The sequence below is a fragment of the Candidatus Uhrbacteria bacterium genome (assembly GCA_016699205.1).
In the GTDB taxonomy this organism is placed as follows: domain Bacteria; phylum Patescibacteriota; class Patescibacteriia; order 2-12-FULL-60-25; family 2-12-FULL-60-25; genus CAIXDN01.
The window spans coordinates 648949-660318 of record CP064964.1 but is presented as its reverse complement, the minus strand read 5'-3'; the positions used below and the strand labels follow the sequence as shown (position 1 = coordinate 660318).

The window sequence follows — 11370 nt, the reverse complement described above, 5'->3', positions numbered from 1 at the left end:
CCGCGGGCGAGAAGAGGTTCGTAATCGTCGAAGAGTTGCTGGTGAAATTGTTGATCGATCCAGTACCGGCATTGAAGTTCGTGACAAAGAGATTGGTACCCGTGGCATTGGCAAACAGGAAGTTCGTGATCGTGCCCGAAGAGGCGCTGAAGGTGGTGACGCCGAGGGTATCGACGAAGGCATTGGTCGCAAAGAGATTGGTGGTCGTGACCGAAGTACTCGTCACGTTCCCAAGATTCGCATTCCAGCGATTGGTAGCGTTTCCAAGCGAGAACGCAAGATCAGCGGCTGGGATGAGATTGGAATTGACGAGGCCTGTGACCGCGAAGTTGGTGGTTGTGCCATTGCTGATGGTCGTGTTCTGGAGAGAAGTGGTACCCGTGGCCGTGAGGTCAGAAACCGTGAGGCCGCCAAACAAGGTGACGCTTGAAGTCGCAAAGGCTCCACGGTTCGTCACCGAGGCGAGGGTGTCGGCTTCAGCCGAAGTCGAAGGACAGCCAACGCCATTGGAGAGACAGATAGCCTGGCCTGAAACAGTGGCCGTAGCGAAGGTGGCGATATTGGCTTGCAGTGTGGTCGCCGTCGCATTGTTTGCCGTGAGCGTGCCCGTGACCGTGGTGGAGGCAGCGAGCAGGTTCGTGGTCGTGACGGAGACTGCCGACAAGGAAGTGATCGTGCCATTGGTCGAGACCAAGGTATCGATGGTGCCGTTGGTGGCCGTAAGGAGGAGACGAAGAGGGACGAACCAGTGGCATTCAAGAACGAAACGTTCTGGAGATTGCTCTGACCGTTGGCCGTGAAGATACCGTTGACCGTGGCCGAGGTATTGAAGACAAAGTCGGCAGTCGAAGTACCGCCAGCAAACTGGATGGCACGCGTCGTCGTATTGCCGGCATTCGTCACGGTCTGGAGATTTGGCGTGGTTCCTGTCGGACAGTTGGTGCCGGAAGCGAGACACACAGCAACGCCGTTGACGAACACGGCCGTCGAAGACACCGTCGTCGCCTGGATCGTAGAGGCGTAGAGGGAGGAACCGGTGGCATTCTCAAAGTTGAAGGTGGCGATGGTGCCGGAAGTGGAAGTGAGCGTCGTGATCGAACCATTCACCGAAGTGAGGGTGTTGATGTTGGCGATGTTCGAAGTGAGCGAGTCGCCCGTCGCATTGGTAAAGCCGAAGGTGGTGGCAAAGAGATTCGTTGAAGTCGTATTGGTACCCGTCGCATTCACCCAGGTGATATTGGTGAGATTGAGAGGTGAACCAAGGACCAAGTTCGTGATGGTCGCGGTCGTGGCGGTGAGGTTCACGATCGAGGAAGACGTGAACGTGGCCGCGGGCGAGAAGAGGTTCGTAATCGTCGAAGAGTTGCTGGTGAAATTGTTGATCGATCCAGTACCGGCATTGAAGTTCGTAACAAAGAGATTGGTACCCGTGGCATTGGCAAACAGGAAGTTCGTGATCGTGCCCGAAGAGGCGCTGAAGGTGGTGACGCCGAGGGTATCGACGAAGGCATTGGTCGCAAAGAGATTGGTGGTCGTGACCGAAGTACTCGTCACGTTCCCAAGATTCGCATTCCAGCGATTGGTAGCGTTTCCAAGCGAGAATGCAAGATCAGCGGCCGGGATGAGGTTGGAATTGACGGCACCCGTAACCGCGAAGTTGGTGGTTGTGCCATTGCTGATGGTGGTGTTCTGGAGAGAAGTGGTACCCGTGGCCGTGAGGTTGGAAACCGTGAGGCCGCCAAACAAGGTGACGCTTGAAGTCGCAAAGGCTCCACGGTTCGTCACCGAGGCGAGGGTGTCGGCTTCAGCCGAAGTCGAAGGACAGCCAACGCCATTGGAGAGACAGATAGCCTGGCCTGAGACAGTGGCCGTGGCGAAGGTGGCGATATTGGCTTGCAGATTCGACGAGCTTGCATTCGTCGATGTGACATTCGTCACCACTAAATTTGTTCCCGTTGCATTGGTAAACGTTGTTCCCTGTAAGTTGCTCGTCCCTGTAACCGTAAGATTTGCACTAACTAGTCCACCAAAAAGCGTAACCGTTGCTGTTGCAACCGATCCCCTGTTTGTAACCGTAAGCAAGCTGTCCGTCTCAGGAGAGGTAAGACAATTCGTCCCATCCTCAAGACAGACGGCTCGCCCACCGACAAACAAATTTGTGGTCGTAACCGTTGTTGCGTTCAATGTTCCTGCGGTTGCATTAACAATCGTCAATTCCGTAAACGATCCATAGGTCGAGTTCAAACTGACAATCGTCGATGTATTCGCAAAGAAATACGTCGACGTTGTATTGGTGCCCGTTCCATTTACCCAAGTAAGGTTTGTGAGATTAAGCGGCGATCCCAACACCAAATTCTGAATAGTTGCCGTTGTCGCACCAAAATTTGTCGAGAAAAGATTGGTCGAGGTGGTATTGGTGCCCGTCGCATTCGTCCAAACAATGTTTGTAACACCAAAATTGTTAGTTACCGTGCCATTAGTCGCGACAAGCGTGTCAGTAAAGAAGTTACTACTCGTAACATTCACGCTCGTCACGTTACCAAGGAACGCATTCCATCGATTCGATGCCGATCCAAGGCTATACGTAAGATCAAGCGAAGGAATCAGATCAGAGTTAAATCGACCGTTAACCGTGACCAAATCCGCTGAGCTATCACCAATAATGGAGTTTCCAGCGATAGAGAGGTTGCCCGCAATACCGTTATTAGCGGTGGTCGAGCTCATCGTGAAGTAACCGCCCAAGAAGCCCCCGGTTAGAATGTTGAAATTGAGATTCGAGTCGAGCGCGAGCAAGGTATCTGCAGCAGCCGTCGACGATGCGCTGAACGTATCAACCGCATCCGAGTTCAAAGCATATTGAAATGCCGCCAAAAGCACGCGAGGAGATGCTTCCGGATCAGATTCGATCTGCACACCTAAGTAAAGCGGCTGATTCCAATCAATATAGGACGGGAAAGCCGTACAAGCACCGAGCTGAACAGAGAAATAACCATCCGCATCAGGCTGAGCCTTGGCACAAGCACCTCCGTCGTGAATTTCTTTCCAAAGCAACGGACCACCAGCAGTCGCAGGATCTGTATACGATCCAGCCGACAAATCGTTATAAATCGTAAACTGAATCGTTGTTGAAGCCGTAATGGCTGATAAACCACTATTTCTTAATCGCGATTGATAGTTAATAACCTTCGGAATAGCCGCACTCGCACTTTGCGCGCCAAATATTCCGAATGTCATCACGATACCTGCTACCAACGTTGCGATTCTTGTTCCGCGTCCCTGGTCTTGGGAGCTGAAAAATCGCTTTATAAACGCAAATAACTCGCATGGGGATGCGATTACAGATTCGATAAAAGTACGATGAGTTTGCACGTCAGAATCGACAGGCGCATTTAACGCCAGTCACAACATGACTACGTGTTACTCGCAGAAGAGCAGACCATTTTTCCTTATAAGTGCTTTCGATTCCCCAATCGATAGCGAAGGAAACTCTCCTACTCGCAGCGTAGACCTAGGAACCAATCCCCGTTTAGTTGTGGACTAAGCGGTTTTTTAAGCTCACATCAAGTATAAGGTTTTATAAAAGCACCGTTCATACGGTGCTAATATTAGCTAATTAAATTAGTTTTAAACTTTCTTTTTTTCTGTGGATAAATTGTTAGTAAGTTTTTTAAGAGAAATGTGTTTATCAATCACAGCTTCCTTCGCATTCACGAGATCAATGTCCTCTGATCGGTACTTTTCAAAGCCTGTTTTATCCGCCGTCACAAAATAAAAGTTCTTAGAGGCAAAGAATCCATATCGCCCCTTGGAATCCGTGATCTGAGTTTCCAAAAGCTTATTGAACTTCTTATCAAAGATTCTAACAATAACCGTTCCCAAAGGACGTCGAGTTTTCTGATCGTAGATAATACCCCACTCTTTAGGCTTCTTAGGCAAAGCAAGGCGTCTAAACAAGAAATACGTGAGCACTTGCAACGCCAACAGACCAACTAATAACCAACTTGGAGCTATGATAAGCGCAATAATCGTTACAATGACACTCAAAAGGCTGAATGCGTGCTGTGCATGTCTCAAAAATCGCTTGGCGCGGATGGCAAACGGCGTTTCTTCAGCCTTAGCAGGATCCAAAGGAATGTTCACCGCGATATTCGCCTCCTCTTTAACCTCGATATTCTCACCATGATAAAGATCAACAAAATCAACATCTTCCTTTTCCTCCTTCAAAAACACCGTAGGAAAAACAAATCCCGGCTTCACGACCTCAATACGATACAAACCAGGCCTTACTCGGAACGCAAATCGGCCCTTAGCATCGGTAACACGAGTCTGAACAACCGTACGAGTTTGCGCTTGAATAAGACGAACAACAGCTAAATCAAGCGGGTGTTTAGACAAAGAATTGTAAACAATACCCCATTTGTCACGTTTCTTACGTCCGACGAGCAAAATCGGCTGCGTAAGCAAGAACCAAATGTAGTTAAGCAGGCTAAACAAGGAAGCCGCGGCCGCCAAGTTGGCGAGCGCAAGCGCAACAGCGATTGGTGCCGCGATATTCGCCGTATCACGAGCTGTTTCCGACTGAAGGAACTCCAAAATCGGACCGACAACTGGAACATCTACCTCGCTAGGTAAAATAACATCAATCGATGCGTAGTTTCTGGTAACAGTTAAACTCTTTTCTTGTGTAACATATCCATCTTTCTCAACAACAACACGATATTGGCCATTCCTTACAACAAATCCATAGGCGCCTGGAGCACCGGTTTCTACAGGATTCGACTGTCCATATCGAGCACCCTGCCATTCTTGCCACTGCCCATTCACAGACTCGTACAAACGCACGATGGCTCCTGGTACTGGAGTTAAATCAGCAGTAACTCCCTTTCTTTCCAAAACGCGTCCCGATGGTCTCGTTTCAATAACGGTAGATGCAGCCGCCGTTCTCCCATCCTCTAATTGAAACTGGACGGTTGCAGGAACACGCTCAACACCGCGAGAAGGCACAAATGTTGCACCCCACTCAGTACCACCGGGCAATGGCGAGAGCGCATAAACAGATCCGCCGACACGGATCACGGCACTCGTGGGTTGTGATGGTAGGCTCGTAACAGGAACTCGCACCAGCACCGGAGCACCAGGCGCGGTACCAACGGCACCGCTAATATCCGGTTCAAGCAAAATCGATCCACCGCCAGCATAATAGGTAGGTCTGATGGAAATAGCCGGTGCGCTCAGCTCTTCCGGAGGAGTCGATGTAGGCGGCAAAATGATCGGAGGTGTCGGAGTAGCTGCACCGATAGGTGGAAGAGGCGGAGTCGTCGTGCCTCCTCCGCCAACAGGAGGTGTGACGACTGGCGGCGTTGGCGGTGTTGGAGGAGTTGGCGGCGTGGAGGTCGGCGGAGGCAAAGGCAATCCAAAAGGAGTCGCTTGTGCAAACGCGCCACTAGAGCGATTCCCCGATCCATCAAAAGCATAGTTCGCGTAAAAATAGGTAACACCGTTTACCAAGCCTGCATCGATAAACGAGCTCGCATTACCCTGATAAACAAATCGTCCATCATCCGGCCCCGATGGATATCCATCCGTTCTCGCGCGAATACGTACAAAGGAAAAATCTGGGTCAGATGGATTATTCCAATTAAGTGAGTTCTGAGAATTGCCGGGTGTTGCGGTAAAACCAAACACATTCGCTGGACCTGTAATATCGCCAGTCGTTGTAAAAACAAAATCACCAGACACCGCCGTTAACAATGCACTCGGCTCTGTTGATTGAACGCGGAAGTGATAAGGAGTTACCGGAGAAAGCCCGCTCAAAAATACCGCATGACTTGTTACATCTCCCGGCGCTGTCGCAACAGATCCATAACCCGCAGTCAGGCCAAAATCAACGATACTCGAAGCAGGAATATTGGTATTCCAAGTAATCAACGCACTCGTATCCGTAATGGCAACCGCCTGAACATTGGTAATGATAGGCGCCGCAGGAATCGATAGCGTCGTAAACGTCTGATCCGTACTATGCGTCGTATTCCCTCCCGGATCAACCGCTGTAATACGGAAATGGATGACAGTCCCGGGCGGCAATCCACTCAAAGGCACCGAGTGCCCAATCGTATAGGTAGGATTTGAAAAAGTACCTAACGTATAGAAAATATCTGTTCCCCAAACAATATAAGTCGTCGCTGCCTCACTCGTATCCCAAGTAATAAGCGAGGTCGACGTCGTAATATTCAAAACCTGAATATTCAAAATCGATGGCGGAGTTAAATCCCCGCTCGACCCACCACCCCCGCCACCACCACCAGGCGTTGAAGTCGCGGCAATAGACGCTGAGATACCGATCGTATCCCCAGTTTCAATAAAAACATCAATACCACCCGCATCCCCAAACGTGCCGCCGACAGAAATCGTGACCGCGCCTCCGCCACCTGTCGGATTAGTAATCTGATTTGTTCCGCCTGCTGCATTTGTACCGATTCGCACCTGCACAACATCGTTAACAGCGATCTCACCACCCGCTGCATCGGTCGGGGCTGTCAGCGTAAGCGTTCTACCTGATACAGCAGCACCCCAAACACCAGCCGCTGCCGTTGCTGCAACGGTTTCATTCGTTTCAAAACCCGTGACAGCACCATGATAAAGATCGACATCCCCCGCCGTTATCGGCGCAACATTGAATCCAATAGGAAAATTAATCGTTATCGTATCAGACGGCGCGTCAACTCCGCTCGGTGTAATAAAACGGATCTCGTGATTGGAAAGCGTAGAAGGTTCCTGACGCGACATGATGTCACGGCGACCAGTGAGCGTTGCAGCGTGCGTCTGCGCAAGCGGCGCAACAACAAACAACACGGATAACACCGTGGCAAAAATACGTTGAAAACGCTTTGTCATAAAGGTTCGTAATCCTCAGCAGCCGGCCCTGTCATTCCTTCTTACAAAGGAAACAAGGTCGATGGCCGAGCCTATCGGCGGAATATCCTACGAATCATCCAAAGCACAAACCCAACCAACACCAACAAACCTGCACCGATCGACAAACTTCTCCACGGCCAAACCTGGAAACCAATTCTTGATTCCCCCGCAGAACCAGCGCGGCTGGAAACCTGAACACGAGCTTCGTACCAGCCAATCGCGCCATTCTCCCACTCTTGCTTCAGCTCATCCCAAAAACCCGTTCCGATTTTCACATCGCTCTTGCTCCACTCACTAGCAAAAATACGCTTTGAACCAGGAAGGACTCTGGCATCTACACTGTTTCCATCGATCGTAGCAACCGTCTGGCCAAACATATTGGTAATATCGATCTTCACTTCAGGCTGAACATGGATATTTCCCTGATTCTCAACATCGGCAATAAATCGAACCGGCAAATGACTGCCATTTACTTGCTCAGTACGAGCGTTACGCAAAGCCAATCGCTCAACCATCGTCCCATTAACCGTGGCAAAAACTAAAACCCCGATACGCGGAATCGCCGATACGTTTTGCCCAGCAGCCGTATCCAAACTTGTCTGCGTTAAGAAAATCGCTGCGTAGTGACCGCCAGGAGTCGCATCATTGGGAACACGTAAAGAAACGGGCATGCGTCGGCTTTCACCAGCACGTAAGGTTAGCGTCGGCGCTTCAAGGTAAAGCCAATCCGGCAAACCACTCGTATCTTCTTGCGGTAAAAACTGCGTACCGCCGCCATCCCCTTGCGGAATAAACTTCTGAATCGTTAAAGCAAAAGAAAGCGTCTCCGCTTCTTCATTCGTAACCAAGATAGAAAAATCCACTTGTTTGCCGGCATCAGCACCAACATCGATAATCGCTGGGCTAACACTAATCGCCTGCACGGAAGTTCCGATAACGAGCGAGAACATCATGACGGCGATAAAGCACAAAGAACGAAATCGCATACTAGTAGTTCGCCGTTAACGTGTAATACACGTTCTGCGAGTAAGTTCCTACATTCGTAGACGATGTAATGGAAAGTTTAAAAATCATCCCAATCTTGTCAGAGATCGGCCCCGTGGTCGCCACCGACGTCTGCACGACACGCTGCGATGTCGTAACACCGATGTCGACACCTGCGGAAAATGCAGAAGCACCGGTCGTTTCTGCGCCATACTCCTCTACTCCCAGCGATACCGTGCCATCACTCACCGCCGCAATAACTTGAGCTGAACCATTCTGCAATTCTTGGTTAGCTAGAACATAAAGACTGTAACCCGTAGCAACATTCGTCAGCACGGACGTCCCTACAACCGACGTATACGGAAAACCGGATGAAATAGAACCAAAGTTAATAGAGTTCGAATTCAAAAGATATACCAAGTCATCACCACCGGCAGGCAAAGCACTCATACTTCCACCATCCCCTTCAAAATCATCGACAGTTACGACAAGCCCGGCAATATTTGTGATTCTTCCAACAGCAACAAGCTGCGAAAAATCATTATTTTCTACGACCGAAATCAAGTCTCCGATAGCAAAACCAGCAACCGAAGATAAGGTAACGGTATTCGCACCATCGTTAAACGCCGTATAAGCCGAATTCACTGACGTAGAACGGGCGCGAACCTGATAAGTCAGAGTATCTGCCCCCTCAGGCGCTCGATAACCAGCCGAAAGTTGAAAGTTGGCACTCGTACTTGTACCAGAAGCATTATCGCCAAGTGTGTCTCGAGAAGAAAAGTTTGTGCTGCTTGAATTATCCAAACCTCCCGAATTCACATTATCCCATTGAATGAGAAAATTCGTACTCGACATCGCCAAAGCCCTACTCCCAACCATCAAGAGGGAGCAACACAATATAAGGAGCAATCCTTTGTTCATTCGCACACATCTATTTTAGCAAAAAATCAATGTTTCTTCAACCGGTATAAATAAGAGTCGTAAAAGATATATATTAATATTTAATGTTTAATATTAGCCAAAAAAAATTAATTAAATCGCATTGATAAATTAAATAGTCATGAAGTAAATGCGTAATTGCAGAATAAATCAATTTAATTGAACAAGTAATAACAATGTTTCACGTGAAACAAACACATCTCTAACTAACTAACTAACTAACTAACTAACTAACTAACTAACTAACTAACTAACTAACTAACTAACTAACTAACTAACTAACTAACTAACTAACTAACTAACTAACTCTTCTTCTTCTTCTAACTAACTAACTAACTAACTAACTTCAACTAACTTCTAACTTCATCTAACTACTTCTTCTTCTTCTTCTAACTAACTAACTAACTAACTACTTCTAACTAACTAACTAACTAACTAACTAACTAACTTCTAACTCTAACTAACTAACTAACTAACTAACTAACTAACTAACTAACTATATGTTTCACGTGAAACATTCACATATAGAACCGTATTACTATTAAATAGTATCTATCTGCATTGAAATTAAGTCATTTGAAACATCATTAGACTGTATAAAGATAAATAGCGAAGCTAGTAAGAATAAACATATGTTTCACGTGAAACAACGTATTAATAACATCAATATAAGTAGACAACTGAGGGTAGATAAGCAACCAATGTGACTAACCAATAAGTATAGTAGCTTGTAGAAAATGATTGAAACTAACCAGAGCAATAAACCATATGTTTCACGTAAAACATTCTTACTGCGATGGTTTACATAACTAACATTTAAAAAAGAAACAAGTTCTAAGATGGTTTCACGTGAAACATTACCGAGCGATTCAATAATGTTTCACGTGAAACAATTATAAAAACAAAAACCGCCAATTGGCGGTTTTCATTATGGTGGACCAAAGGAGATTCGAACTCCTGACCTCTGCAATGCGAATGCAGCGCTCTACCAACTGAGCTATTGGCCCAAAGGCATTAAACAATGTTTCACGTGAAACATTCTTACTGCGATGGCAAACAAAACTAACATTATAAAGAAACAAGTTCTAAGATGGTTTCACGTGAAACATTACCGAGCGATTCAAAAATGTTTCACGTGAAACAATTCATTTAATTGTTTCACCTGGTGCCTCCACGAGGAATTGAACCTCGGTCTAGGGCTTAGGAGTCCCTCGTTCTATCCGTTGAACTATGGAAGCTTAGTGTCGTAAAATATATAAAGTACTTTTAACCTAATTTCAGAAGGGAAGCGGGGCTAGTATATTTTTTTCTGCTCCTACCGTCAACGCATTTACCCAGAACCTTGACGAAAAACGCATACACGACTAATCTTAGGCATCTTCCTATGCCAAACAAGCATGCAGCAATCAAAGACCTCCGCAAAAACGAGCGCCGCGCCGCTCGCAATGCCCGTCTTAAGATGCACGTAAAGGCTCTCACCAAGCAATTGAAGGAAACGGTGAAAGCCGGAAAAAAGGCTGAGGCTATTGAAGTTTCACGCAAACTTCAGCAAGCTTCCGACAAGGCTGCAAAGAACCACGTTCTTCATTTCAACAAAACACGCCGCATGGCATCAGCTTCCAGCAAGATGATCGCCGCCATCAAATAAAACAAAAAGACTCGCGATAATCGCGAGTCTTTTTTATTTCTAGGGGATTAAGCTAATCGACTCAGCCTCATTACAAAACCCAGCTCTTTGCAAAAACAACATCTCAAGACTTGAAGCAAAAATCAAAGAAGGCTCAATCATGTTCATGCTCTGCAATTTTTTTAAAACAAACGGAGGCAATCCGGCAACATCTTGATCCTTCACTCGTAATGCCGCGACGCCTTGCTGCACTAACACGGAAGTTTCCGCATAAGAAAATTCAATCTTCTCTGCATTCCCTCGTCTTCGTAAATCTTTTTTCAAAATCTGATCTGCTAAATCATAAGCACTGGCTTCCGAGGAAGAGCGATCGAGCTCAAGTGAGGCGCCCGCCGCCAACTTAATAGCCTCGTTAATAAATTTCCAGCTATCTCCCTCGCAAAAATCTGCAAGCTTCACAACTTGATTATCATCAATGTTACCAAGGGTTTTTGCAATTTCTCTCGCCCAATCTGTAAACGATCTTCCCGACAAAAGGGGATAGTCATTCACCACGATTTTCGGTAGCGCTTCAAAAGGCTTCATCACGCTCGATACAGGCCGCTCTTCCTCTACGCTAACAACAATCATCGCATCTGTATCGCGAGCTAGTGCTTCTAACAACGCTTTTTGTTTTGTCTTGGGACAACTAGAAACGATTCCATCAACCCGCAAAAAACGTCTAGGAGAAAAAAGGCTTGCGCCCGCCGCTTTACTAATGAGTTCTTCAACACCATCTTTCCCTGATGATAATCGTTCAATCGCGCGACCCTCAGGATCGTGCTTCTGTTTGAACGCTAACTCAAGCTCCTTAGCTCTGGCTAAAGCTCGATAGCTATCCGGCCCGCAACACAAAATCAGCACCC

6 protein-coding genes and 2 tRNA genes are annotated in these 11370 nt (G+C 47.3%); 1 reads left to right on the top strand and 7 read right to left on the bottom strand.

Features of this window, described 5'->3' with window-relative positions; translation table 11 throughout:
* Positions 1-453 precede the first annotated feature (453 nt).
* The 6 genes from IPH19_03350 to IPH19_03325 form a co-directional block, all read right to left on the bottom strand.
* Positions 454-3234, bottom strand: coding sequence for a hypothetical protein (locus tag IPH19_03350; protein QQR60425.1), 2781 nt, complete (start codon positions 3232-3234; stop codon positions 454-456).
* Between the two features lie 390 nt (positions 3235-3624).
* Complete coding sequence (locus IPH19_03345; GenBank protein ID QQR60424.1) at positions 3625-6894, bottom strand: hypothetical protein; 3270 nt, start codon at positions 6892-6894, stop codon at positions 3625-3627.
* 71 nt (positions 6895-6965) lie between these two features.
* Positions 6966-7901 (bottom strand): hypothetical protein, encoded by a 936-nt coding sequence (locus tag IPH19_03340; GenBank protein QQR60423.1) that lies wholly within the window; start codon positions 7899-7901, stop codon positions 6966-6968.
* 1 nt (position 7902) lies between these two features.
* Complete coding sequence (locus IPH19_03335; GenBank protein QQR60422.1) at positions 7903-8778, bottom strand: hypothetical protein; 876 nt, start codon at positions 8776-8778, stop codon at positions 7903-7905.
* Positions 8779-9769: 991 nt separating this feature from the next.
* Positions 9770-9845, bottom strand: a tRNA-Ala gene (locus tag IPH19_03330).
* Positions 9846-10001: 156 nt separating this feature from the next.
* Positions 10002-10076 (bottom strand) — tRNA-Arg (locus tag IPH19_03325).
* Positions 10077-10222: 146 nt separating this feature from the next.
* Here IPH19_03325 and IPH19_03320 point away from each other — a divergent pair.
* A complete protein-coding gene (locus IPH19_03320; protein QQR60421.1) occupies positions 10223-10486 on the top strand; it encodes a 30S ribosomal protein S20 in 264 nt (87 codons plus the stop codon).
* Between the two features lie 39 nt (positions 10487-10525).
* Here the strand turns inward: IPH19_03320 and IPH19_03315 are convergent, their stop codons facing one another.
* The gene (locus IPH19_03315) at positions 10526-11368 is read right to left on the bottom strand and encodes a hypothetical protein (GenBank protein QQR60420.1); all 843 of its coding nucleotides are present in this window, start codon (positions 11366-11368) and stop codon (positions 10526-10528) included.
* Between the last annotated feature and the right edge of the window lie 2 nt (positions 11369-11370).

Bases quoted from the DNA above. Each gene is read 5' to 3' on its own strand.
- IPH19_03320 (QQR60421.1), top strand. From the start codon at position 10,223: ATGCCAAACAAGCATGCAGCAATCAAAGACCTCCGCAAAAACGAGCGC.
- IPH19_03335 (QQR60422.1), bottom strand. From the start codon at position 8,778: ATGGTTGGGAGTAGGGCTTTGGCGATGTCGAGTACGAATTTTCTCATT.
- IPH19_03345 (QQR60424.1), bottom strand. From the start codon at position 6,894: ATGACAAAGCGTTTTCAACGTATTTTTGCCACGGTGTTATCCGTGTTG.
- IPH19_03350 (QQR60425.1), bottom strand. From the start codon at position 3,234: ATGACATTCGGAATATTTGGCGCGCAAAGTGCGAGTGCGGCTATTCCG.
- IPH19_03340 (QQR60423.1), bottom strand. From the start codon at position 7,901: ATGCGATTTCGTTCTTTGTGCTTTATCGCCGTCATGATGTTCTCGCTC.